Origin of the sequence: Prevotella sp. E15-22 (genome assembly GCF_023204875.1) — a bacterium.
Lineage (GTDB): Bacteria > Bacteroidota > Bacteroidia > Bacteroidales > Bacteroidaceae > Prevotella.
On the sequence record NZ_CP096247.1, the window covers coordinates 2,274,006 to 2,300,038 of the forward strand.

General features: G+C 47.7%; 14 protein-coding genes and 1 pseudogene. 6 read left to right on the plus strand and 9 right to left on the minus strand.

The window, feature by feature from the left end:
* The first annotated feature begins 301 nt into the window (after nt 1-301).
* The 3 genes from M1D30_RS09310 to M1D30_RS09320 all read left to right on the plus strand — a co-directional run bounded on the left by M1D30_RS09310 (nt 302) and on the right by M1D30_RS09320 (nt 2,032).
* Nucleotides 302-763, plus strand: coding sequence for a DUF2975 domain-containing protein (locus tag M1D30_RS09310; RefSeq protein ID WP_248503295.1), 462 nt, complete (start codon nt 302-304; stop codon nt 761-763).
* 6 nt (nt 764-769) lie between these two features.
* Complete coding sequence (locus M1D30_RS09315; RefSeq protein ID WP_248503297.1) at nt 770-979, plus strand: helix-turn-helix transcriptional regulator; 210 nt, start codon at nt 770-772, stop codon at nt 977-979.
* A gap of 120 nt (nt 980-1,099) precedes the next feature.
* The gene (locus M1D30_RS09320) at nt 1,100-2,032 is read left to right on the plus strand and encodes a bile acid:sodium symporter family protein (RefSeq protein WP_248503298.1); all 933 of its coding nucleotides are present in this window, start codon (nt 1,100-1,102) and stop codon (nt 2,030-2,032) included.
* 55 nt (nt 2,033-2,087) lie between these two features.
* Here M1D30_RS09320 and M1D30_RS09325 read toward each other — a convergent pair whose 3' ends face one another.
* Entirely contained in the window at nt 2,088-3,926 is a 1,839-nt protein-coding gene (locus M1D30_RS09325; protein ID WP_248503300.1) for a zinc ribbon domain-containing protein, read from the minus strand.
* Between the two features lie 457 nt (nt 3,927-4,383).
* Here M1D30_RS09325 and M1D30_RS09330 point away from each other — a divergent pair, with 457 nt between their 5' ends.
* The gene (locus M1D30_RS09330; RefSeq protein WP_248503302.1) at nt 4,384-5,109 is read left to right on the plus strand and encodes an SDR family oxidoreductase; all 726 of its coding nucleotides are present in this window, start codon (nt 4,384-4,386) and stop codon (nt 5,107-5,109) included.
* Between the two features lie 59 nt (nt 5,110-5,168).
* Here the strand turns inward: M1D30_RS09330 and M1D30_RS09335 are convergent, their stop codons facing one another.
* Together M1D30_RS09335 and M1D30_RS09340 are read right to left on the minus strand one after the other, a co-directional pair.
* A complete protein-coding gene (locus M1D30_RS09335; RefSeq protein WP_248503304.1) occupies nt 5,169-6,719 on the minus strand; it encodes a carboxylesterase/lipase family protein in 1,551 nt (516 codons plus the stop codon).
* Nucleotides 6,720-7,338: 619 nt separating this feature from the next.
* Complete coding sequence (locus M1D30_RS09340) at nt 7,339-8,262, minus strand: Abi family protein (protein ID WP_248503306.1); 924 nt, start codon at nt 8,260-8,262, stop codon at nt 7,339-7,341.
* 424 nt (nt 8,263-8,686) lie between these two features.
* Here M1D30_RS09340 and M1D30_RS09345 point away from each other — a divergent pair, with 424 nt between their 5' ends.
* The gene (locus M1D30_RS09345) at nt 8,687-9,322 is read left to right on the plus strand and encodes a hypothetical protein (protein WP_248503310.1); all 636 of its coding nucleotides are present in this window, start codon (nt 8,687-8,689) and stop codon (nt 9,320-9,322) included.
* A 251-nt stretch (nt 9,323-9,573) separates the two neighbouring features.
* Here M1D30_RS09345 and M1D30_RS09350 read toward each other — a convergent pair whose 3' ends face one another.
* The 4 genes and pseudogenes from M1D30_RS09350 to M1D30_RS09365 form a co-directional block, all read right to left on the minus strand.
* Complete coding sequence (locus M1D30_RS09350) at nt 9,574-9,858, minus strand: hypothetical protein (protein ID WP_248503312.1); 285 nt, start codon at nt 9,856-9,858, stop codon at nt 9,574-9,576.
* 379 nt (nt 9,859-10,237) lie between these two features.
* On the minus strand, nt 10,238-10,507 hold the full coding sequence (locus tag M1D30_RS09355) for a hypothetical protein (RefSeq protein WP_248503313.1): 270 nt from the start codon (nt 10,505-10,507) through the stop codon (nt 10,238-10,240).
* A 323-nt stretch (nt 10,508-10,830) separates the two neighbouring features.
* On the minus strand, nt 10,831-11,202 hold the full coding sequence (locus M1D30_RS09360; protein WP_248503315.1) for a hypothetical protein: 372 nt from the start codon (nt 11,200-11,202) through the stop codon (nt 10,831-10,833).
* A gap of 4 nt (nt 11,203-11,206) precedes the next feature.
* Nucleotides 11,207-12,436 (minus strand): annotated as a pseudogene (locus M1D30_RS09365) (tyrosine-type recombinase/integrase).
* A 378-nt stretch (nt 12,437-12,814) separates the two neighbouring features.
* Here M1D30_RS09365 and M1D30_RS09370 point away from each other — a divergent pair.
* Entirely contained in the window at nt 12,815-17,512 is a 4,698-nt protein-coding gene (locus M1D30_RS09370; RefSeq protein WP_248503317.1) for a C10 family peptidase, read from the plus strand.
* Here M1D30_RS09370 and mutY read toward each other — a convergent pair.
* Together mutY and sprA are read right to left on the minus strand one after the other, a co-directional pair.
* Nucleotides 17,509-18,528 carry an A/G-specific adenine glycosylase gene (gene mutY, locus M1D30_RS09375; protein WP_248503318.1) on the minus strand — a complete coding sequence of 340 codons (1,020 nt, stop codon included), beginning with the start codon at nt 18,526-18,528 and terminating at the stop codon, nt 17,509-17,511. The two genes, M1D30_RS09370 and mutY, sit on opposite strands and share 4 nt — an antisense overlap.
* A 33-nt stretch (nt 18,529-18,561) precedes the next feature.
* Nucleotides 18,562-26,001 carry a cell surface protein SprA gene (sprA, locus tag M1D30_RS09380; protein ID WP_248507803.1) on the minus strand — a complete coding sequence of 2,480 codons (7,440 nt, stop codon included), beginning with the start codon at nt 25,999-26,001 and terminating at the stop codon, nt 18,562-18,564.
* Nucleotides 26,002-26,033: the final 32 nt, after the last annotated feature.

A 26,033-nucleotide genomic window follows, 5' to 3' on the forward strand; every position in this document is an offset into this window, starting at 1 on the left:
TTTCACATCACCACCCTGGTGGCAGGACGATGTTCTCTATGCCATGAGCGGCCTTGAAGAGGGGAGAGATCTGTTCGTTGGTGAAACCAGCTATGCCACAGCCGATGCGAGTGACGAGGAAGGAAAGAAAGAAACGATCATATTATATATAATAAGGTATAGGGAGGCCTGAAATGTTTCAAAGTGTTAAATATATCGTTTTTCGATAAACTTTTATTGTTTTTCCTTGCACGATATCGAAAAAAGATATACTTTTGCATATCGAAAATCGATAAATCTATAAATTAAAACAATAAAAACGATGAAAAAGAAACTCAATTTTCTCTGCATTATGCTGCTGGTACTGATGATTGTAAGCGCCGTGTTGGCAGTTATGGCAGGAGCTAGCGACTTCAGACAAGGTTGGGAAGATGGTGCTGAGACCCCAGAAACCACAGCTTTTGATATTGTCAGAGCCTTGATTATTCTTGGTGGCGCAGTAGTGTATCTCTACGCTTTCGCCTGCTTCGTACGCTTCATCCTCTGCGTTAATCATGGCGAGGTGTTCACCTGGACCAATGTCGATTTGCTGCGAACGGTGGGCCGATGCATCGTTTTCACAACAATCGTAACGTTTTCTTCCATGTCGTTCGACCTGGGCAACCTGCTGGATGTGTGGTCTGACGCCTTCGGAATCATTGCTGAAGGTATCTTCATTCTGATTATGGCCGAGGCTTTTTCTATCGGTCTGAAGTTGAAAGAAGAACAGGATCTAACGATTTAAGTGCCTATGGGAAAGATTATTGTAAACCTGGACGTGGAGATGGCCAAGCGCAAAATGTCGCTGAGCGAGTTAGCCGAGCGTGTGGGACTCACACTGGCCAATCTGTCGATCCTTAAGACGGGCAAAGCCAAGGCCATACGCTTCAGCACACTTGAGACCATCTGTCACGAGTTGGGTTGTCAGCCTGGCGACATCTTGGAATATCGCGAAGAATAAACTGATTATCAACAACTTAAAATCAATGATTATGATTACCATTATTTGCACCGCCTCCATATTTTGCTGTGCCATACTGATGTCTTCAATCTTTTAATGAACATAAAAGAATTCCTATCAATGAAGCGCATTTGTGATTTCATAGCCCGATGGATGGGAGCGATGGTGGTGCTGGTGGCTGCACTGGCACTGATGATGCCAACATCGCTCTCGTGGATTGGCACCTGGGCCATCAACCCCATGCTAGGCGTCATCATGTTTGGCATGGGACTGACACTCTCGCCGCAGGACTTCAAGATTGTGTTGAGCAGACCCAAGGACATATTGATTGGTTGCCTCACGCAGTTCACCGTGATGCCCCTGCTGGCCTTAGGACTGACGTGGGCCTTCTCACTGCCCGAGGAACTGGCCATCGGCGTGATACTCGTGGGTTGCTGTCCTGGTGGCACGGCATCAAACGTCATCACCTATCTGGCCAAGGGCGACCTGGCCCTCTCTGTTGGTATGACGGCCGCCTCTACCCTGCTGGCCCCACTGCTCACACCCTTGCTGGTATGGGCACTGGCTGGCACCATGGTCGACGTTAATGCACTGGGCATGCTGATGAGCATCGTCTATGTGGTCATCGCGCCCATCGTTGGCGGACTGCTCTGCCAGCGATTCATCCCCAAGGCGACCAAGCGCGTGATGCCCTATCTGCCTGCCTTCTCGTCAGTGGTGATAGCACTGGTGGTGGGCATCATCGTGGCACATAATGCCGACCGACTGCTGACAGCTGGTCTGCTGGTGATGGCCGTCGTCGTGGTTCACAACCTCCTGGGACTGGCCTTCGGCTTCACCGTTGGGCGCCTGCTTCATCTTCAGAAGCCCAAGTGCGTGGCGCTCAGCATCGAGGTGGGCATGCAAAACAGCGGCCTGGCCTCATCGCTGGCCGTACTGCATTTCGCTGCCTATCCACTGGCCACCATCCCTGGTGCCGTCTTCAGCGTTTGGCATAACATCAGTGGCGCCCTTGTGGCTAAGCTGTATTCACTGAAAAAGGAGGATAAATAAAGTTAGATTCCAACCAAAAGGTGCCGAGCAACAATTGCTCGGCACCTTTTGTCATTTATTGCAATAAATATTTCTCTCCATTCCATTTATAGAGCCATGCATCATCGCATAACACCAAAGGAATTTCGCCCTCTTCTGGCTTTACAAAGGCAAATTTTGTAGCCACCAGTCCTAACTCCTCATGACCAAGAGGGAAACACCAATAAGAACCTGTCATATCCTTCAGTAGCATTTTCTTGCCCCAGTCGAGGACATGACTATTGTCGTGATAGAACACCACCTCGTCCTTCACGCCATCAATATCTATATCAATATGTATAGTCTTTTCCTCCATCTCTTCACTTGAACCAAACACCTTGTCGACAGTTATAGTAGAAAGAATCGTGCCGACTTCAGGAGCAATGCGTTCAGCCAATTTCACCTCGTGATTTACGTAAATATACCTATCCTTTCGCAAGCCAATATCTCGTCTGAAAGATGTTTTTCCTTCCCAGTTTTCCACCATGATATTAGGGTTCATGATTGCGTCCTCGAAGCCCAGGGCTTTTTTAAACTCCTGCGCTTCTTTATCAAAGTACACGATATATGGAGGCTCTACGGAATTTCCACCACCCCATTCAAACACCAAAGCTTCGCGTTCACCATCATCATCATAGTCAGCCTGATTCAGAATTACCACCTGTGCGCCAGATATTCCAGTACTTCTCTTCTCGCCATCCATCACAGCATAAAGATACATAGACTCATCGTCCTGCTCAACTTCGAAACTGAACCCAGTAAACTCTTTCTGATCCTCTACATCGTCGATATTGGCAGACGACTGACTACCTGAAACATTCTGGTCAAAGGTGATCAAATGAAATTTGTCTATCTCAGGGAAGTAATAAGAAACCTCCTGAATATACGACTGAGAAGTAGGAATAGATTCGAACAAGTATGTCAAATTGATGCTCTTATTCTTAGCTTCCTGAGAAATCTTTCTGGTGTCGAGCGTATAGTTTTCCGCCATCGATGAACTATAATACAAGTTAGGATAGCCATCATCGTAGGATATCTCAAGCGGTTCAGCATCTTCGTTTTGATTTGCCTGAATAGAAATACGTTTGGTTCGTGGATTAATCAAAACACCATCATACAGGACAGCCACGTCGAGCCACTCACCCTCCATTTCACTCAATACTGATATAAAGCAAAGGTTCTTAAATATATCGTCTGTTTGTAGTCCATAGAAAGCAGTACGCCATTTGTAGTTATTCATTTCTTGTAGAAGCTCTGGTGTAATGGGTTCTGGCTTAATCTCTCTGCAATAATGCTTTTGTATATAGCAATCTACAGGTTGCAAATAATCCTCAGACACTGTGACCTTATACCAATCACCTTCTTCACTGACAACGGGCAATATTCGGTTTCGACTAAGTACATAATTAAAAGAAGAAAAGCCTCGTTTATCTGCCGTATCACTCCACTTGAAATACTGAACGACAGCATCTGTTTCCAGGTTCTCATCCATAATCTGCAATTGGGGACTTAAAGTATTCGCCTCCTTGAACAAAGGAACATTATCGTTCAGAACAACCACGAATTTCTCCCATGCCGGCTTTTGTACTGGCAAGAGCCCGTTACCCTTTTTATCGGAGCCCAAAAACATTATTGCGCAAATGATGATAGGTACCAAGATAGCCACTGCACCAACAGGCAACACCCATGCCTTGTTCTTCGAGAACCAAGATGTCTTATCAACCTCTATGGCAGGTACGGCAGGAGTCACAACCTGATTCTCAACAACAGGCGATTCCATTGGTTGGGCAGGAGACACATCCACTTTTGTGCCACATTCTGTACAGAAATGTGCATCATCATCTAATTGTGCACCACAATTTCTACATGTTCTCATACTCTATAAAACGTTATAAATCAAAAATCTGTTTGTCGCTAAATGGTTGTTATATATGCACAAGCAACTAAGACATTGCAAATATAGATAAACTATTTTAAACAGCCAAATAAATTATGATAAAATTCTATATATCAGCACTTTGCAATCATCCTTATCTATTTTACCATACTACCCAGGCTTGGTATCATGACTACCAACATTTGGTATCATGACTACCACCATTTGGTAGCGTGACTACCAACCTTTGGTAGCCTGGCTACCAAGGCTTGGTAGTGTGGCTACCAACGCTTGGTACGGAGGCTACCAAGCGTTGGTACTGAGAGTACCAGAGGGGTTGGTACTGAAAATACCAAGGGGGTTGGTACTGAAAACGAATACTGTTTTTGTCTGTCGAGTTGCCATTTTGGGCCTAATTCCTTTTGCATTTTACTCACTTTTTCATACCTTTGCAGAGATGGAAAAGAGAGCAATTATCGTAGGGGCCAGCTCGGGCATTGGCAGGGAAGTGGCTCTATTGTTGCTGGCCGAAGGCTGGCATATAGGTGTAGCGGCCCGCAGAGAGGAGTCGCTCATGGAACTGAAAGCCGTGGCACCAGAGCATGTGGAGGTGAAGACCATCGACGTGACAAAGGTGGATGCGGGTGAACGACTGCTGGCTTTGATAGAGCAACTGGGCGGCATGGACCTGTATTTCCACGCATCAGGAATCGGTAAGCAGAACCGCATGCTGACAGAAGACATCGAACTGAGCACCATGGACACTAATGCCGTGGGCTTCACAAGAATGATTGGCACGGCCTATCGCTATTTCGCCAATCGGGGCGAGGGGCATATTGCTGCCATCACTTCGATAGCAGGCACCAAGGGGTTAGGTCCTGCGCCTGCCTATTCTGCCACCAAGGCCATGCAAAGCACTTATCTGCAGGCACTGGAGCAGCAGTCACGTCAGCGCAGACTCAATATCAGGTTTACAGATATCCGTCCTGGATTCGTGAAGACGGCCCTGCTGAACGATAACTTCCCCTACCCCATGCTGATGAGACCTGAGGCGGTGGCACGCGATATTGTGAGGAGTATTCATTGTGGCCGCCACGTGCGAATCGTCGACTGGCGCTATCGGGTGCTGACCTTCGTATGGCGACTGATTCCCAACTGGCTGTGGCGAAGATTCAAGATATAACAAAAATCCTCTCGTCCGTTTTGGACGAGAGGATTTTTTATGTGTATCTTCAAATGTGATTATCTTCTGGGAGCGCCAGGAGCACCACCGCCGAAACCGCCAAAGCCGAAGCCCTGACTCTGAGGTGCCTTCTCTGGTTCGCCAAGGAACGAAGCCTCAGCATCCTTGTCGTTCAACTTAAAGACCATGAACTTAGGACTCTTCTCTGTGCAAGGTGTCCACTGACCACCCTTAGGACCATTGGGGTCGCTATACTTCACGAAGTTGGTCCATGCGGTGAGCATCTTCTCAGAAAGATCCCAGTCGCCCTTGGTCCAAGGACGCCAGCAGTGCTTCAGACTCTTGAACACAAACCAAAGGTCGCTTGAGTGGAAAGCACCCTTCAGACGCTGGGTGACCTCAGGATGTGAACCATCGTCGGGCAGAGGACGGGCAAACTGATAGGCCCAAGCCTTGCCACCCTTCTCGGCGCGTACCTTACAGAACTCTGCAATATTAGGAGCCATGTTGCCCATATCGTTCAGGGTGAAGCCAATCATATAAGGCACATCGGCCAGGGTGCCCTGTCGTGTGGCATCATCAAAGCTCTTTTCGCTGACATAGCCATCAATCATTGGCATGAAACCCATACCCATGCGCATCATGCCACCCATGCCGCCCTGCTGACCAGCGCTGTTCACCTGACCATAGAGAGTGGGCAAAGCAAAGACGGTCTCGGTAGATGCCTGACGCATCTTCTGCAGGTCGGTCATGCCGGCCCAGTCGAACATCTTCTTGGCATTGGCTTCAGCATCTTCGATAGAGCCGCCACTGTAGCGACCACCCATCATACCACCACCATTGGGATTGGGAATGCTGAGACCTTGGGCACTCATGATGACAGCCTTGTGGAACAGACCGCGAGCCAAAGGACTCTCGCAAAGGGTGCGCACGCTTCCTCCACCAGCACTCTGACCAAAGATGGTCACGTTATTGGGGTCGCCGCCAAACTGCTCAATATTCTTCTTAATCCACTTCAGCGCCTCAATCTGGTCGAGGATACCATAGTTACCTGAAACATGGTTGGGACTCTCTTCCTTCAAAGCAGGATGCGTAAGGAAGCCGAAGATACCCAGACGATAGTTGATGGTGACGAGTACCACATCCTTGGCACCCCACTCCTGTCCGTCGAACTCGGGCTCTGAACCGAAGCCCTCGCGATAGCCACCACCATGAATCCAAAGGGCCACGGGCAGTTTTTTACCTACCTTGCCAGGCGCCTTGGTCCACACGTTCAGGTAAAGACAGTCTTCACTGAAAGCAGCCTCCTTGCCGTAGCCCCACTCGGTATAGTAGCCACCTGTATACTGGATGGCCTGGTAGCTGGGACGACCGAAGGTGTCGCACACCTTCACACCCTTCCAGGGTACAACGGGCTGCGGGGCTCTCCAACGGTTTTCCTTGATGGGAGGAGCAGCATAGGGAATGCCACGATAAACGAATACTTCAGGATGATCGTCGGCCAAGACGCCTTGCACCTGACCACCTTCAATGGTTAACACTGGATTGTTGTCTGCTGCCTGGGCAGACACTGCTAACATGAGCAGTAGAGGCAAAAATAGCTTTTTCATACTAAGTTGTAATAATGCATATAGTTAAGGGGTTTCCTCGTTATTGTCTTGCATGACATTCGGCGTTTTTCCGAACCTCGGGTGCAAAGATAAAAAGAATACTTGAAACTTCCAAGCAATAGGACAAAAAAATAAGTGCGACTCCGGACGGATTCGCACTTGCTTGGTGTTTTTGTGAAGTATATATAATTTAAGGTAGTATATTAAGTTGGATGTACCATCATTCTATGTGGCAAAGATAGATTTTTTTTCAATATCTTCCAAACGTTTTGCTATATTTTTTTCTACTTTTATGCAAAAAAATTGCTGTTTACGAACACAACAGCATCGGACATTCTGAAACTTCGTTATAAAGATGAAAAATATTTGTGCGTGAGAGGAATATTTCGTAAAATTGGAAGAATTAGCAAACCTTTGTAAATAAAGGCAGTCTGAGGGATTGAGAAAAATCGGGGTTACGAATAAGAGACCTTTCTAATTTCCTCATTCTGCTATGATTTGCGTATCAAAGAACTCCCGACGCTGAGCCACCAGCCTGTTTCAATGGCTCGTTGTCGGGGACAAAGGTAATGCTTTTATTTGGAATCACCAAATCTTATACACACAAATTAACGCGATTTTACCGCCATATCGGCTCCTTACGCCAGTCGCCTGTAAATCCGTATTTGTAATAGGGAATGCTTGCACTGTTATCAATTAAGGCAAGTAGTTTCTCCTTTATCTGGTTGTCTGGATACACGGCATTGCAGAGATAGAGCATAGCGGTAATGACACCATACGGTTTCTTCTTCTGATTGTCTGTCAAAGGATTCTGCAACCACTTGTCTCGATGACCTTTGGGATTGGTCACTTGTTTGGCAAGGCTTCTGTTCCAGAGGCGTGAGTGGTGGGCTATGATGTTACGAAGCACTGAAATAGCCTCCAACCAACTTGATAACTCCTTTGCAGAATACAGTCCGAAGTCGTTGGCAATGGCAGCACGCTCAGGCAACTGGCTCTTCAAGTTTTTGTACATCTTCGAGAGTGTTCCGAAGGTTGCGCTTTCGAGTATCATCCATGCATCAGGATTATCTCCCTCCATTGACTCCCAATCCCAATTGGAGTGCTCTGCAATATACTCTTTGGCAAATGGCTCGGTGCTGCGGTCAAACTCATACTTGAGGTCAAGCACGAACTCCTCATAATAGTCTGACCGTTCAAAGAGAGAAGCATCCAAATACCAAAGTCCACTATCCTTTGCCTGTGAAAGATGATTGATAATCTTAGCCCTAAGTGCCACCTCAATAATCTCAATGGCATCAAAGAGTATAAGCCGAAGACTGCGGTCAAAGTTGTATCGGGCTATCACATTGTCAAACAATGCACCATCCTTGAAGTCGTGCTCTGTTTCCTCGTCTCGCATATCCGTCCAATAGTATTTCAGACGGAAGTAACTGATGTGCGCCAAACACTGCTTGGCATCCTCTTCATTGCTGAACGCCATTCCCCTTGAACGGAGTAGGCGGATTTGCTCATCTATTGTTCGTGGTTTCTGATTGCTCATTGCTTTCTAAATAAAAAGGTGACCCGCCAGCAGATCTACGGGATGCCGACGGGTTCTGTTATCGTTTGATTCGGACTGTCTTATCCGAGAATCTACTTAATTTCGTGGGCAAAAATAACATAAATTTTTGAATTATGCAAGATTTTCATCGGTTTTTTGAAGAAACAGCATCGAATATGCTATTTTTTTTGTATTTTTGCAGCGTGTTTCATAAGAGACTCATTTTACAGAAGAAATAAGTAACAATGGACAGTTTGACTAAGTTTCTGTTGGTGATTATTGCATTGATATTTGGGGACTCTGGTAATGATTGTGGATGGGCAGCGATTGTTATGTCATATAGTATTGTTGTTGGACTTATGCTTCTAACAAGGGAAACCGTAATCCTTAATCAGTTCCCAAATCAAACATTTTAATTTGTAATATGAAGAAAGTTTTATACCTATTAACATTGTGCATAGTGATAGTTTCATGCAAGAGTGGGTCCCAGAAAAGAGTCGAGAAAATTAGGCTTGACCTTCAAGCAGAAAAGGAAAGAATAAAGGCAGAAAAAGATTCTATCTGGATAGAAGATTCTCTTAAATTCTCAGAAGCGTCTAAGGTCTTGTATGAGAAAGAAGGTGATCATATTATTAATAATTTCTATTTTGGAATGTCGCATGAGGATTTTGACAGCGCCGTAGTTGACTTGTCAAAAACTGCTTCAGGTTTGATAAAAATAGGCAATCAGGACTTCGTTATTAAATACAAAGACTTTTACGAGAATAGACTTTATCAGTTTGTGTTATTTTCTGCAAACACATGGACAAGGTATTATTATACTGATTGTTTCGAATATGATGATATTGACGGTGACGATGATGGCTCTGAAAAAGTAGAAGCCGTCAGAAATGAATTAATAAAAAGATTTGGAGCGCCTAATAATGGAGATAATTGGTTTTTCCTAAATAAAAATGTTTCTGTGAAGGCAACTTCTGTAGATGAAAGAACCGAAGGCCTTCTTAGAACAGAAAGATGGGCTGTTGTAGTCTCATTCAATAATCCTCTTATATACAGATAATGGTTTTCAAAATAGTTAGAAATTTGCACTAAAATTTGAAATCTAAAGTTCGGAAATTGCACTTATCTCATCAGGGATTCGCTATTAACATTTACAGATATCGATTATTAGGGCAATTAGGGTTATTAGCATCGAAAAGACAGCAATAACAAATGCCCATTTGGCAAACCTTCTATTTTGTTTTGCATAATACAAATTTGCTGCTGTTGCGTGAAATGATTGGTTTTTATAAGCATATTTACCATCTTCTGTTAGAGTATAAAGAACTTTGTTGTCTTCATTTTTTTTGCTTCAAGTAATCCCATCCAATTCATAAATAACAAATTAAGTTCGACCTGTGCAATAGTCATATTACTTTCAGTGTCAAAGTTTGAAAAATTCTCAAAAAAGACTGCTGATATTTCCTTTCCATCAACCCACTCCTTCTTTTCAAAATAAAGCTTATAAATCATTATTTCAATTGCACAACTAATAAAATAATATCGAGTTCTATATTCTAATAGAATCTCACCCTCTTCTTTGTATTCTTTCTCCATATTTGTTATATAATTAGGTCGTTGTCGTTTCTTCTTTTCCCAATGGGACGTAGCAAGGCCAGTGTTACACATTTGTGTTCCAATCCGTGCTATGTTACCCTTATGATGTCCAGTTGATTCCACTTGATAATAAGCGGGAAACGCTCAGAGTGACGGAGACTGTCGATTTCAATGTCTACGTCAAGTTCGGGTCACTCATGGCTTCGCAGCCACTTGGAATACTGGAATCATAATCACTTGTTATTCGGGTGCAAATTTACAAAAAGTTTCCAAGATGACAGGCATTCCATAAGGAAAAAATGCAAAAATGGGATCTATAAGCCCAAGTAGGAACAAAAAGAAGGGAGCAATTTATAAAAATCTCGTACCTTTTACCAGTTTAACGTCGACTTCCTCTCTGTTGTTCTTGCCTTATTAAGAACTTTTCCTTGAACCAATGAGCAATGGGTGTTTGGTTGATACGTAGGAACAAGTTTTGTTTCTCGTCCATGATCACTTGTGCCGTGATGTTATTGGCAAGTACATTACGCCTATACTCGTTTGAGTGAAGCCATCCACGATAATTGATAGTCTGCCCGTGTAGCAGTCTGTCTGCCTGTTTCTTTCCCTTGCATAAATCTTCCCTGCGTAACCATACAATGGTTATCATGCATTGAAAATGTATTGAGCTTTTAATATCCTTCTTGCCAACTTCGGAGGCAATTCCTTTTGAGTTACTTGAACCGTTTCGAGTAACTCAAAAGACATCTTGCTATGTTCATTCGAAAATAAAATTCACATAGAGAGCCCAGTTTCTTTCGTTTATTGGTTATGAAAGTAGTATATTGATAAAACGTTTAATCAACAAATCAATCAATCGGTAGTTCTATCAATCATGCAATTATTAGAAGGTACGTTGGATTGTTAGAACGTTAGTACGTTCCAGCGTTAGAGCGTTCCAACGTACCATCTTTTGCAAGAACCGTTTTTTGACTAACTTGTTATGCCATTGATTGCTGTTAGTATCACCTCAAACGGCTTGTGGTCACGGCTGATTCGCTCCATCAGTCCCCTGCGGACTTCCCTTGCCTGATAGGTGTTAAGGCGAAAGGCAAGCAAAAGAACGACCTCCATATTATATACGGTGACATATAGGTTGTCTCTCTTCTTGATAGTTTTCTCTGCCTCGTATGGCTTAATGAGTTCCTCTTTGTAGAGGGCTTTGATGATGTTTCTCAACTTGGGGATGAACACTCCGAACAAGTCCACCAGTTCGGACTCGCTCATCCAAATCTCTCCACTCGGTATAGTCAGTTCTGTGTACTCACTATACTCACTCCACTTGATGATATTTCTCTCTTCCATGTCTCTATGCTATTTTGATATTGTTGAATGATGCGTTTAACTTATTACCCAGCATCGTCAGGTCGTTGTCTAACTTCTGCGTTGTGATGCGAGCGTAAATCTGTGTCGTGACGATATTGGTGTGCCCCAATACTCGGCTCACGCTCTCAATGGGCATCCCATTGGTTAGAGCCATCGTAGCGAATCCATGCCTTGCGCAGTGAGCCGAAATGGGCTTGTCAATGCTACACTCCTTCATTACTGGCTTCAACTTCTTGCAGACACTCCAATAGTTGACCTCGCCAAAGACTGATTTCGGATTCTCCTTTGGGTAGTCACGGTAACGCTCGATAATTTTCAGGGGAACTTCCAGCAGTTTCGCTTGATAGGGTACTCCCGTTTTATGACGCTTGCCGACAATCCATTTCTCACCATTCACTTCAACGATGTTGTCAGTAGTCAGTTCCTTCAAGTCCACGAAAGAAAGGGCGGTGAAGTTCATGAACACGAACAGGTCACGGACAAAGGCAAGATTAGCATCCGCAAACTCATGTGCCATCACCGTCTTCAGTTCTTCTTCTGTCAGAAACGGGCGTTCCTTGCATTTGGGGCTGATGTGGAACTGCGCGAACACGTTGCGCTGAATTTTGCCGTTGTCGTGTGCTCTGCCTACGACACCTTTCAGATGCATACACGACAGCCAGATGGTGGACTTGGCTAAGTGGCGGTCATTGGCAAGGTACACCGCAAACTCCTTGATGAAGTCGGGTGTTAGTTCCTGCATGGATATGTCCGAACGCCTGTAGTACATCTGTAGAAAGTCGGCCACGTAGTTTCTCGACCTCATTTGCAGTTTGTATGTTCCCAAAGCCCTGTCCTTGCCGACACGTCACTTCAGACTCTCACAATCCTTGTCAAAGGCACGAAGCAGTGTCTCATACTCACTGCCGAAGCCTTGAAAGGAGTTGCGCACCATCTCAGCCGTAACAAATGCCTCACGGTCTGACAAGTGCTGGTAGTGTTTGATAATCTGTGCCTTGATGTTGTCAAGGTCGCGGTTCAAGTCCAGTGCCTCCCTCGTTCTGGCTTTGGCGCAGTTGCCCTTGGCATCCCATAGTGATAACGGGATGCTGCGCTTACAACTGAACTGGCTCTGTGTGCCGTTGATGGTGATTCTGCCCATCACTGGCACGATACCGTCCTTCACCTTACTCTTGTTCGCGTAGAACAAAACAGAAAATGTTGCTCTTCTCATTCTTCTTTCTCAGTTTTAAAATTCGGGCTGCAAAAGTAATACCTTTCTGGGAATAAATCACTACGCAAATCACGTCAAATTTCGGAAGTTGGAACAGGAAGTGTTAAAGTGGTTTGTACTGCTGCGATATGTCACGGATTGCGTAGGTCGTTAAGAAAGTTTAACTTTCAGAGTTAGCCCTATCGGGTTACGAATAAGAAACCTAATTCGTTCCGCAATCTGCCTTGATTTGCTTATTGGCCTCTTACGAATTTTCCTCGTTATGCGCTCAAATGCCTTTATTTATGGGGTGAACTGCGTTAATCTTCCAAAATAGCTTCCGTATGTCAGCATTATTTTGTAACTTTGCCACAGAAATGCTAACTAAAACGAATTATAATGAGAAAAATGTACTTTCATCTTAGAATGCTGCTCGCTACATTCGTGGCATGTTTGGTGTCTGTTGAGATGATGGCCGACCCCATCACCCGTGAACAGGCCAAGCAGAGAGTCGTGGCATTCCAGAAAAAACTGGGCGACACTCACCAAATCAAAGCAGTGGTCAGCGAAAAACGACTGGCACCACACAGAAATGCTGCTACCACAACGGTAACGGAACCCTACTACGTGTTTGATCGCGGCAATAATGAGGGCTATGTCATCGCATCGGGAGATGACCAGACCATCGACGTGCTGGGCTATACCACCAGCGGTTCGTTCGACTATGAGCAACTGCCGCCACAACTGCAGGATTTGCTTGAGGCTTACGAACGTCAGATTACGGCCATCCAGGCTGGAGCACCTGTGCTGAAGGCCCCCGCCAACCACCCCAAGGTGGAAACGTTTATGAGTTGCAAATGGAGTCAGGGGGCGCCCTACAATAATCTCTGTCCGCTGGACGATGGCAAGCGTTCTGTAACAGGTTGTGTAGCTACAGCCATGGCTCAGATTCTTTACTACAACCGCGAAAAATCAGTGACCGAGACAATGGCTGATATCCCTGGATTTACCACAAACACAAAGGGTATTGCAGTGCCTGGTATCGAGGCCGGTGCCCCCATCGACTGGGACAACATGAAGGACACCTATAGTTCGGCCACTGAACTGCAGAAGCAGGCTGTGGCGCAACTGATGCTCTACTGTGGTGTGTCAGTCAAGATGGACTACACCAACTCATCGTCTGGAGCCCAGATCTATGAGGTGGTGACTGCCTGTCAGAAGTATTTTGGTTATGGCAACTCACTGAAGTTCGTTGAGAACAGCGGCAACGAGGACGAGTGGGACAAGATGGTGTATAACGAACTGGCTGCAGGTCGCCCTGTTTACCTAGGAGGCTATACAGGTGACTGGAGTGCAGGCCACGCCTTCCTAACCTGCGGCTACGAAAACCAGCGCTACTGGATTAACTGGGGCTGGGGCGGACAGAGCGATGGCTATTATTACCTGACCAACCTGACGCCTGGCAACGGACAGGGCATCGGTGGCAGTGATGATGGCTATAACATAGGACGCACAGCCATCATCGGCTTCGAACCTGAAAACTTTGGAGAAAAGACCATGAGTTTCACCGATGCCACGGTTAAGAGACTCTGCGTAGAGAACTGGGACGCCAACGGCGATGGCAAACTGACCTACAACGAGGCGGCTACAGTAACATCGCTGGGTGAGGTGTTCAAAGGCAACACTACCATCAAGAAGTTCCCTGAACTGTATTACTTCACTGGCATAAAGAGCCTGAACGATGATGCCTTTAACGGTTGCACAAACCTAAACACACTGCGACTGCCTAAGACACTAAAGACCATTGGGGCACGCGCTTTAAAAGATTGTAAGAAACTGCCGCTAGTGAGTCTGCCAACGGGCGTCAACGCTATTGGCGAGGAAGCCTTTGCTGGTTGCGCCCTGATGTCTGAGATGGATTTATCGAACGAGGTGACAGCCATCGAGAACGGCACGTTCAAGAACTGCGCGGCACTGAAGGAGTTCAATCTGCCTATCAGTGTGAGCAGCATTGGCAGTGAGGCGTTTGCTGGTTGCGCCAAACTCAAGGCCGTTACTGTCAATACGTATCATCCTGCCGACATCACACTGGGCGACAATGTGTTTGGCAATGTAAGCCTGAGCGAAGCCACCCTGAACGTGATGCAGGGCACGAAGAGTTTCTTCGAGGCAGCCGACCAATGGAAGGACTTTGGAACGATTGCTCAGATACGTGACATATCGGGTGGACAGTTTACGGCAATAGAAGCAGGCAAGACCTATTATATATATAATGTGGGAACGGGTCGATATCTGACCAAGGGCGAAGCTTATGGCACGCAAGCCGTAGTTGGCAAGGAGCCTATGCGCTTCAAGGCTGTGGCCAAGGCCAATACAGAGGATGTGTTCTACTTCAGTTCGCCCGACACGGGTAAGGACGGTAAATTCCTATTCCGCACCAGTAGCGACGGCAACGTAGGACAGGGTGTGAAGGCAGTGTTTGTAGACGGAACAGCGCTCACCAACGCCTATTGGAGTGTGAAGCAGGTAGGCGACTTGCTCTATACCATCCAGATGCCAGCAACGGATACCAACTACAAGGAGGGCGAGATGCTGGGTATTCAGACCGACCATCAGAGTAATGCGGCCGCACCCACTTATGGTGCATACTACGATGTGGAATACAATACGCATAAACTGAACTGTCAGTGGCAGTTTGTGCTCTATGATGAGGCACAGACCGAGAAGTTCCTCGAGGCGCAGACACTGGAGAAACTGTTACAGACAGCCAAGAGACGTAACGTCAAGTGCGATGAGGAGCAGGCGGTGTTCGACAATCTGGAGAGTACGACAGAAGAACTGCTGGCAGCCCAAAGTTCGCTGCGCAAGAAGTTGAAGTTCATTGAGTTCAGCAATAAGAACATTCGTGAGAAAACCATCCTGTATTTCGACTCGGACGGCGACGGTGAGATGAGCTATAAGGAGGCTTCGGACATTACTGACTTCGGCTGGCTTTACAACTTCAACGGTGACAAGACCATTGTGAGCTTCAACGAGTTGCAGTACTTCACACACGTGCAGGCAATCCCAGGCACCTTCCTGCAGAACTGCATCAACCTTGAGAGTGTCATCGTACCCGAGGGCGTGGAGAACATCTACTACTATGCCTTCAAGAACTGTAAGAAACTCACGAGCATCAATATTCCTGAGTATGTAAACCTGATTGGCGAACAAGCCTTCGAGGGATGTTCGGCACTGCGCGAGGTGACTATCATGAACCCCACACCAGCAGCCATCAACATGGGAGCAGACATCTTTAAGAACGTGCCACTTGCCCAATGTACACTCTATGTACCCTTCGGCACTAAGGCACTCTACGAGCAGGCCGACGTATGGAAGGATTTTGGCACCATCATCGAGGTTCGTCCCACACACAGTCAGCCTAAGTTCTCACCCATTGTCACCACCGAGCCGGGCTATATCTACAACATTGGCACGCGCCAGATGATTACCATGGGCGAAGCATACGGCACTCAGTCGGTGGTTGGTTCGAAGGGCCGTCTGTATCAGTGGATGAAGAACGCGGCTAAGGACGAGGGTGTGTATGCACTGGTTGACGTCACCACAGGAAAGATACTCTTCCGCACCTCAGCTGACAAGAAGGTGGGCGAAGGTGTAAAGGCCTGCTTCGGAGACGGCGAAAGTTCTAAGACATCGGTGGCCTACTGGACAACGACACTCGTTGGCGAGAACATCTATACACTGGCAGCATCGGGCTCTGACTACGTCGAGGGTGAATACCTGGGCACAGACGCCAACCACACTAGTGCGGCAGCCTCGCCCACACACGGCATCTATTGGGACGTACAGGGTGTAAAGGAGAACACCATGTGGGCATTCGTCACTGAGAACGACTATAAAAACGCGCAGGCCATCGACGAAGTGGTGGCAAAGTTGAAGACGTATCTGGCTGTGGCTAAGGAGCAGAACGTGGACGTCAACGACGAACAGGCTATCTACAATAACCCGCAAAGCACATTAGGCGAGCTGATGGAGGCACTCAGCTCAGTGCGTGCCAAGTTGCACTTCATCACCTTTGCCGACAGCAAGGTACAGAAGATCTGTTTGGAGAACTGGGACGTCAACAATGATGGCGAGTTGACCTTCGAGGAAGCTCAGGCAGTGACAGACATCGCAGAGATCTTCCGTGGTCAAGATTTCAGTCTCTTTGAGGAGTTCAAGTACTTCACCTCTATCACAGCCATTCCTGACAATGCCTTCCGCAACGTCAGCGACCTGCAGAGTATCTATCTGCCAGCAAGTGTCAGTCAGGTGAGTGGCTCAGCTTTCGTGGCTTGCAGTAAATTGGACTTCATGGTTATCCTCAACGACCAAACCAAACTCGACTGCAACATGTCGTTGCGTCCACAGACCACCTTCTTTGTGCCCGCTGCCGTTCTGCCCGCATACCAGGCAGACGAAAACTGGAGCACCAAGAATGTCATTGAATATACGGGTAAGCCAGTGGTAACTGCCGAGGCAACACGTATCTATGGCCGTACCCTTGGTACCATCAGCACCAAGGTAATGGGCGCACCCGTTGTTGGCACACCTGAAACAGAATGTGAGTCGATGAGCATTGCCACCTTGCCCGTGGGTACATACCCCATCACCGTAAAGTTAGGCACCATCACTACAACCGGTGTGGAACTGCGCGAGGGTGTGCTCACCATCACACCTGCTCCGCTTACCATCACAGCTAAGAGTTACTCCCGTAAGGTGGGCGAAGCTAATCCAGAGTTTGAGCTGACCTATAAGTCGTTCCGCAACAAGGAGACTGACACGGTATTCGTGGTACGTCCTGTGATTGAGTGCGACGCCACCATCGACAGTCCTGCCGGTGAATACGAGATTCGTGTGTCAGGAGCAGTGGCTTCGAACTACGAGATAAGCTATGTGAACGGTGTGCTGACGGTGGTCGACGATCCCTCAGGAATCACAACCGCCAAGAACGATGATATCGATGCGCCTGTGTACGATATGACAGGACGTCGCGTGAGCAAGCCTCAGCGTGGCATCTATATCAAAGGAAATAAAAAAGTCGTTGTCCGTAACTAGGACAACGACTCTAAGAGTATTTCTATCAAGCGGGGCTTGGCGTAATCGTCGAGCTCCGCTTCTTTTATCCAGATATAATCGGCAGGCAATGCAGGACGCTCAGTGGGTTGCCATAACCAGAAGTCGGCCTTAAGGATGCGATGGGTAAGTACATGCTTAACACCCTTTTTAAGGAGCAAGGGGCGTGGAGTAAGATTCGAGATATCGGATCCATCCTCTATTAAAAGTGGTTCGTAGAGACCTTGCCAGATATCACCACTACCACGCCGACGGATGGCCGTCTCGTCGTTATAGCGCACATAGACATAGGTCAGATTGCGTTCCTTCACCTTCAAGGTCTTGAGCTTTACCGGCAAATCGCCGACCCTTCCTTCACGGAAAGCAACGCAGGTCTCCATCAAGGGGCAACTGACACAGTTGGGACTGGCTGGTGTGCACTGCATAGCACCGAAGTCCATGATAGCTTGGTTATAAAGTCCCGCCCCTATCCCATCTCTATCAAGAGAGGGAAGAAGTAATTCTTGTGCCAACAAAGCAAACTCTTTTTTGCCTTCCGTCGAGTTGATGGGAGTACTGATACCAAAGTGGCGGCTGAGCACACGATAGACATTACCATCCACCACGGCTGCAGGCAGATTAAAAGCAATAGAGCCAATGGCGGCAGCAGTATAGTCGCCTACGCCCTTCAGACTCTTTATACCCTCTAAGGTGGTTGGGAAGGCACCCATCTCTACTATCTGGCGGGCTGCAAAATGCAGGTTGCGAGCACGGGAGTAATAGCCCAGCCCCTGCCAGAGGCGAAGAACCTCATCCTCTGTGGCAGCAGCCAACTGCTCTACCGTGGGCCACTTCTGCATGAAGCGTTCCCAATAGGCCCATCCCTGCTTCACCTGAGTCTGCTGGAGGATGATCTCCGACAGCCAGATGGCATATGGGTCGCGAGTCTGGCGCCAAGGCAAGTCGCGCCCATTGTCATGGAACCAGTTTAGTAATGTCAGCGAAAAAAAATTATTCATTGTACATTGTTCATCGTTCATTGAACATTCCCCTCATCGTGTCAGCGAGAATTTCATGGATACGCCAAAGTCCTGTGTGGTGGTGGGATAACTGCTCGACGAGAGTAACGGGGTGTTGGTCTGACGGTCGTAGTAGGCCGACACGGTGAGCAGACGTGACAAGGTATAATCGGCAGCAAGAGAAATCTTCAGTGCAGAGTTGCCACTGCTGGCCGACGATACGCCAGAGGCAATATCACGGGTGATGGCAGCCTGTTTACGGAACGAGATATCCAAGCGGGTGTTCAGATCGTGATTCACGCCCTTTCTCTTAGTGGTCTGCTGCTTATTCTTACTGTCGTCGTTATTATTCTTCTTACTGCCCTTCACCTTGCGTGACTTAGTGGCACCGAAGAAGTTGAAATCACTAATCTTATAGCCCATACCAATAACCCAGTCCTTAGAGTTCGACTCGTTAATCTGAACGCTAGTCATCGAGAGGTTCAGCACACGCGTAGTGCGATACTCCACCTTACAGGTCATGTTGTTATTAAATGTCATGTCGATACCAAGTAGGGGCGAGAAGGCCTCGTTGATACTCACTGTTGAGATGTTATAGCGCGAAGAGGGGGTGTAAGAGCCATCGGCTGCCTTCACATAACCCAAATCACCCATATACTCCAGCCAAGAGCTGTATGAGGCGTATGAACCTACGGAATAGATGCTCTTATAACTGTGATTGATATTGAAACTCTTGAAGACGCCCTGCATCCACGTAAGCTTTGACAAGCCAGAATAACGGATGGACCAGTTGGGTAGCAGACGCGTAATAGCTGGGAACACATCAAGTGAGCCACCCGCACCCATGGTATAAGTGTCGAGGAAGGCAGGGATAAGCACATCGGCACTATAGGGGTCGACGTTATTCACGCCAGCGCCACCCACTACCTTCGAGGCGGCTTCGCCCGTGGGATACTGTGCCTGCACCCTATCGCGGAAAGCAGCCACCTTGCCACAGAACTCATCGAACGTATGACTGCTATAGCCATTATTGGCGTCGCCCATACCCTCAAGAGCACTGCGAATAGAGATGGTGGTCATGTTGAACGAACCGCTATAGGTAGTAGGCGAACCGACATACATGAACTGTATGCTGCGGGCCTTGTTCACAGTACGTGAAGCATTGAGGTCAATCTTCAGGTCGCGCATGGGCTCGAGGGTGGCACGGACCTGGAAGTCCTCGGTGGCCGAGGTAGTGGCGGGCGTAGCCACGTTATCATCACACATGAGCCATCCGTTTTCGCGGGCGGTCTCCACATAACTGTCGCCAGTGAGACCAAAGGCAAAACCTAAGCCTGGTGCCAGCACACTACCATTGCTCTGTCCAAAGGCATCGCCAACGTTAGGCATAAAACCAGGCAGGGTCATGGCATACTGGTTACGATAGGAGAAGTTGACATTACGCAGCATCATCAACAGGCGAGCAGCCTGCTGGGCTGGATTATACCACCACTGCTTATCGAGAGGTTCTTTAGGTGTGATGCTAAGTTTCAGCTGCAGCGAGTCGGCACCATAGACCTTGATCTTATTCTCGTCAACAACCTTCCATTTCACATTCACCTTGCGTCCATCCTTATTACGCGCCGATACTAACAGGCGCTTTGACTTCTTGCCGTGCTGAACCACAATCTGCGTATCGGGCAGAAGAGTAATCTCCTTCTGGAAGGTATTCTTGTTCTTGGGCAGTTCAGCAGCTTCTTTTTGTTGAGCCTTAGCATCCTTGGGATCCTTCTGGTTCTTCGTATCTTTGGAATCCTTTGATTCATTAGAAGTTGTTGTTGTCTTCTTAGCAGGTTTCTTGGGCTGCGTGCTTATTGCCTTTTTGAAGCGTTCATTAGTCTTCTTGAGGAATGGTATGTGGTTATAAAGCGTCTCCATGTTGAACGTGCCATTGACTGTGAGGTTGCGGTTGTTCGAGATAGTATTACCCAATGATGTGCCATCGTCGAGTTCTGTGCCACGCAGCCATGAATAGGTAGCAGTATAGGATGCGTCCGACTTCACCCAATCGAGGATGGGCAACTTATCAAGTGGCAACTGATAGCTGGCCGAGAACGACTGCTGATAGTCGAGCGGTGTTCCCCAGTGCTTGATACTAGTCCAAACAGAGTCTTTCCATGCGGTATAACGATCGGGATAGAGGTCTTTGTTCACAGGAGTATAAGGCTCTTCGATCTCGGCATGGGTGGCACTCTGGAAACTCATGTGGAGGTTCTTGGTGAAATCCCAACGTAACTGAAACTCACGGTTCCAAAGGAACTGCTGACTGAACGTCAACGGGAGACTTGGATTCTCGGTATTCTCGAGGTCACGCTCCTGAAGTTCATAGTAGTTACGCATCAACTCTGAGTTGAATGAGATGTTCTGTGGCAAGTAATTGAAGCCAAGAGCCTTGGGGAACTGCATCCACTTAGACTTACTCTTAGAGTTCTTAAAGGGCTCCCAGGTCTTATAGACAGGCGAATAGTTGTAATTGACAGAGCCGCGCCACTGGTCATCGTTTTCATAAACGGTGGTCTGACCCGTGGTGTTACGATGGGCATGACTATACGAGAACGAGAAGTTGGCAGGGTCGATGGGCAACGGGAAACGTTTGTTCTTGATATCAACACGCATGTTGCTCAACGAGAAATTACGCGAGGTGTGTTTAGTCACAGCGATAGACTCGATAGAATCGCGCTCACGCTTATCGGCAGCCGACTCAAGAGCATCGTCGAGTTCCATATCGGTATCCAATGGATTGTACTTAGGACTGATAACCTCTTTTGTATAAGAATAATAAAGAGGTGCAGACACCTTGGCCTTTTCAGGGAACAGTTTTCCAAGTTCGAGGTTGGCCGTCACGGCATATGACTTCTGTGTATCAGTGGAGCGCTGAAGGATAGACTCTTCCAGTCCGCCAAAGCCATCGGTGATATAACGACCTGTCATGTTCACACTACCGAAGTCAGAAAGTTGTACGTTCAATGCGCCAGAGGCAGCCCAACCGCCTTCGTTGTTCGACTCACGCAGGCGCAACTCGTTGACCCACACTTCGCCCGACTTGATAGAACTACTGAGGTTGCGCACACCAATGACCATGGTCTTCACCTCGGCTAAGGAGGGGTTACCCACGATACTCACCTTGTTATTAGGTTTGTTTGGATCGTATTCAGAATACACCGCATTATAGCTGGCCAAGCCCTGACCACGTGCTTTATTTCTGCTTTTCTTCACTGCTGTGAAGATGCTCATATCAATATCGAGCATATTTTCCTCGGGCCATACCAAAGGACGGTCGGAAGGCACGTTCCATCGGTAGTTGCCCTGAGGAGTGAGCTTCAAGGGAATGAGGTATTCGTAGTAGTTATTCTTGTAGTCGGAACCCAAGCGGATGAAAACGGCTAATTGGTTATCCTCCAACTGGGTGTTGTTGGGCACCAAATGATTGGCATGGACAAACATCTGTAGGCGTTTGTACTGACGCAGGTTCAGATTCTGATTCTTATAGACAGCCTTCGACTCGTTCTGTGAGAGGTTCTTTACAGTGAGACACAGCGCCTGTTCATTGCTCTCGGTGAGCTGAGGTTGGTTGGGGTCGGTCATACGAGTGATGCCTGGAGGCAGCACATAGGCCACAGGCTGGCGGTCGGTATTCTCCTCGACATTGACGGCACTCATCTCCAGCAAGCCTGTCTCAGCACCTGCCGAGGTCATGAGGTTCTGTTTGTACTGGCGCCACTCACCACGAACGAGGTCGAGCGAACCGAAACGGAGGACAATAGGAGCCTCGAAGTTGGTAAGGAACATGCGCATATAGCGGATGCTGGTGAAGCCATTGATAGAACCAATCTTATCGTCGAACTCCGCCAGGGGAATGCGATACTGATACCAACGTACGGTGAGGGTGTCGCCATTGCGCAACTTGGCGGTGTAGTCACGGTGGTCTACGATGTGCGAGTTATCAGACTTAACGCCATGGTTGTAGGCCTGGAGCTCATCATCGTTGATGGGAATATGATACTGATAGTAGCGCTCATACTCATTGAGGGTGTAGTCCTGATTAATATCCTCAACATCGGGCCCCGTTTTATAAGAGGTGTCATAGCCCTCGGTCTGATTATCGTTAGCAGGCGAGTTACCTTGGGGGTTGTTGATACGCTTGTAGCGCTCGAGGATACTGGTCTGCTTAGCATCGAAGTCGGAGCCACGGAAGTAATGATAGTCATCGCCAGCAGGATCCTCACGCCAAGCCTGAAGGAGTGAATCATTGCTCACAACAGAGCTAACACTGTTGAGCCAGTTGGCATAGCCACCATAGTGGCGCTCTTCTTCGTCGGTAAGTCCGTTTAAACCCACATCCTGCTTTTCGCGTGAGCCACTGGTGGTGGCAAAGGCATAGGTCTGTGTGGCCTGCACGGGAATCTTACCCCATTGAGTCTCTTCAAACTGTGAGGTGCCGTCAACAGGCATGCCGCTCTCGTAGAACTTCTTGCCATCACGCAGTACATCCTCACTCACCTCACCCAGGTTGATATACAGGTCACCACTATGTTTTGCAGCCGTACCTTCCTTACGGGTATAAATAAAGGGATCGAGCAACCAAAACTCCACATATTCAATATTAGCCTGTTCGAAGTCGGTGGTCTCAAGCCGACGCATCATGCCACCCCACTTTTGCTTAGGATTGCGCAGGGTACCATCGGCATTATAGTCGAGAGTCAGATTATAAGGACCTCGCTCCTGGGGATAGTATGCCAGGTCGAGGATGGGCAGTGTGGACACAGCACCATTATAACTTGACTGGTCACGGTTGGGATAGAGCTCACGCACATAGACCTCACGAACATAGTGGTTAGACAGCTGATCCAAGTCGTTCTTAATGTGTGAAGGTGTCAGACTCGACGAACGACGCGTAAAAATAGGGTCGACATTATACCATGCCAGTAAGGCACGCTCATAGCCACTGCTCACAGTGGTCTTATCATTGTGATTGGCAAACATGGAGGGGACACTACACAGCACCCAAGCCTTAGGATCACCTACGCCACGCAAGTCCTTGGTATTCTCGAAGTCGTCGATATACGAGGCATTATCCTGCGTACCGCTGGCATTACGAGCAATGAGATGAGCAAACTCGCCAGTGAAGGAGACATGCGAGGGCTGGGTGACGTGAAGCAATGGGAGTTTATCCAAAACGTTCGTCAACCACTGACTCTCCTGCTTCCAGTTGACATTCAAGCCCCATATAGTGTTGTTCAAAGGCTCATCACCCATATTCACCTTGGTGGTCATGGGTTGCTCAGTGAGATGCATCAGCGTACCACCCAACTGGAAACTCTTGCTGAAGTCGTACTCCCAGTTCATACCGAGCATGGTTTTGCGCTGCATGCCGTAGCTGGTATTATCCTCGAGCGACACGCTGACATTTGTTCCTGCATCGATGATGCTCTGGTTGAGAATAGTGACCTCACCGGCCGAGTAATCGACGGAGTAGTCACTACCTTCCTGAAGACGGACACCACCTGCGGTAACGACGACCGATCCTTCTGGCACAAAAGCAGCTCCAAGCGAGATAACGTTAGCACTGGTTCCCTTGAACTGACCAGTGAGGATATACTTATTTTTCTCGGCATTCTGTTTGGCAACGGTCTTTGTAGAATCGTAGAGTTGGTCGAAGCAATATTTATCAGCCAAATCACCCATACCTTTCGACTCCAAATAATTGCGCAGATAATTACCAAAAGGCTCAGCGGCTGGCAGGAAGATGCGACCGTTGCTTACGGTATAACCGCTAACAAAGTCGAATTGTCCGTTGGGATGAGGTTTCATGTTGGCATCCAAGCGGTCCAAACCCATCACTTTCAATAGGGTGGTCTGCTTCAGTTGCTCCTCTGGGAGATAGGTCAAATAGGTACCTGTGGTGTCGCTTTGATACTTGATGTCCATCTTGAACTTCTCCTTCTCGACAGTCGAAGCCAGATAATAGACGTTCTTCATCATGAGGCGCCAGTTAGCTTGTTCCGGATAGTTAGAAGTATTCTTCAGCGACTTCACGAAGAGGCACTTGCTGGTCTGCGTAACATCCGTAGAGAACTCACCCACCTGATAGGTCTGTCCGCCATAGGTATACTCAAAGGCCACAGCCAACACCTGATCGGTTTGTAAACCTGTCTTCAGCGACACGTATCCCAAGGCTGTGTTTACCGTATACTCGCTCGATGAGAGTAAGCGAGCTGAGGCCAGTTTCTCGTAATCGACGCCGCCTACCAGTTTATTACCAAAACCCTCTAAGAACACCGTCACCTGATCAATGCTACGCGATGCGGAGTCGATGTTCTGAACAAGTGTAGAATAAAGGTCATTGGCCTGGTTACTAGACACCTTCATACCCGTGGGATGCCAGTTGGGGTTGATAATATAACTGTCTTCACCCAGTTCACTGAAGGCGACAAGGTTTCGAGAATTAGAAGTCGTTCCCGTCTTGTTGGTTACCCAAATCTCCACGCGATTAATCTTCACACCAGTTGTCAGGTTGGGCAGGGTACTCATAGCCTTGTCGTAATTCTGACGGAAGAAATGACTAAGGAAGAAATGGCGATTATCCTCATAATCGGCCACATTAATCTCGTAAGGATTGGTCTGTGTACCACCACGCGAGGACACACTTTTTGAAGTGGACTTCTTCTGAGAGATGACCGTTTGCAGCTTTAACTTTCCAAATTGCATATCGGTGCGGATGCCAAAAAGGGCCGACGCGCCGTGAACCAAGGAGTTATTAGAGGGGAAGGTCACATTACCAGCCTCAACAAGTTTAATAATCTCGTCCTCCTTACCTTCATATTTCAACTTGAGGTTCTTGCTATCGAAATCAAAGGTAGCATCTGTTCTGTAGTCGAGCTTCAAATTAACCTTATCGCCCACCTTACCCGTGACACTCAGGTTCACTTTCTCATCGAAGTCGAAGGCTGTGGTCTTTCGGTTACGAATAGGCAGTGAGGGATTTTCGATATTCTTCAACGTGGCACCCAACTTCAGTTCGGCCGTTCCTTGTGTCTTTACGCGAACGCCTCCTGGACCGAAGATTTTCTCGGCAGGACCGAGGTCGAAATGCATATCACTAAAATCGAACTTCTCCTTACCTTTAGCACGGGCGGTCTCGGCATCCTTGGTACGGAAGAACTGCTGACGGGCGCGACGTTCGCTCCAGCGCATATATTCGGCAGGAGTCATCACGACGGGGGCGTTCAGATAACTGTCACCCAACTTCGAACCAATATAATAAAGATTAAGAGAGTCATTATACTCCACCTGCTGCCGCACATTATCGGGCATACGCAGGTCGAGCGCACTGGTATCCAAGTCGGCCGTAATCACAGGGGCCGTCTTCTGAATCTTCCAGCGTGGATGTGATAATGAATCGGGTGTCTGGGCCGTCGCCCCTACCCCTATCATCACTATGAGGAGTAAATATATGAATCGTTTCA

Excerpts from the sequence above, each read along its gene's own strand:
- M1D30_RS09330 (WP_248503302.1), top strand. The coding sequence starts at position 4,384 with ATGGAAAAGAGAGCAATTATCGTAGGGGCCAGCTCGGGCATTGGCAGG.
- M1D30_RS09310 (WP_248503295.1), top strand. The coding sequence starts at position 302 with ATGAAAAAGAAACTCAATTTTCTCTGCATTATGCTGCTGGTACTGATG.
- mutY (WP_248503318.1), bottom strand. The coding sequence starts at position 18,528 with ATGAATAATTTTTTTTCGCTGACATTACTAAACTGGTTCCATGACAAT.
- M1D30_RS09360 (WP_248503315.1), bottom strand. The coding sequence starts at position 11,202 with ATGGAAGAGAGAAATATCATCAAGTGGAGTGAGTATAGTGAGTACACA.
- M1D30_RS09340 (WP_248503306.1), bottom strand. The coding sequence starts at position 8,262 with ATGAGCAATCAGAAACCACGAACAATAGATGAGCAAATCCGCCTACTC.
- M1D30_RS09325 (WP_248503300.1), bottom strand. The coding sequence starts at position 3,926 with ATGAGAACATGTAGAAATTGTGGTGCACAATTAGATGATGATGCACAT.
- M1D30_RS09320 (WP_248503298.1), top strand. The coding sequence starts at position 1,100 with ATGAAGCGCATTTGTGATTTCATAGCCCGATGGATGGGAGCGATGGTG.
- M1D30_RS09335 (WP_248503304.1), bottom strand. The coding sequence starts at position 6,719 with ATGAAAAAGCTATTTTTGCCTCTACTGCTCATGTTAGCAGTGTCTGCC.
- M1D30_RS09370 (WP_248503317.1), top strand. The coding sequence starts at position 12,815 with ATGAGAAAAATGTACTTTCATCTTAGAATGCTGCTCGCTACATTCGTG.
- M1D30_RS09350 (WP_248503312.1), bottom strand. The coding sequence starts at position 9,858 with ATGGAGAAAGAATACAAAGAAGAGGGTGAGATTCTATTAGAATATAGA.
- M1D30_RS09315 (WP_248503297.1), top strand. The coding sequence starts at position 770 with ATGGGAAAGATTATTGTAAACCTGGACGTGGAGATGGCCAAGCGCAAA.
- M1D30_RS09355 (WP_248503313.1), bottom strand. The coding sequence starts at position 10,507 with ATGATAACCATTGTATGGTTACGCAGGGAAGATTTATGCAAGGGAAAG.
- sprA (WP_248507803.1), bottom strand. The coding sequence starts at position 26,001 with ATGATAGGGGTAGGGGCGACGGCCCAGACACCCGATTCATTATCACAT.
- M1D30_RS09345 (WP_248503310.1), top strand. The coding sequence starts at position 8,687 with ATGAAGAAAGTTTTATACCTATTAACATTGTGCATAGTGATAGTTTCA.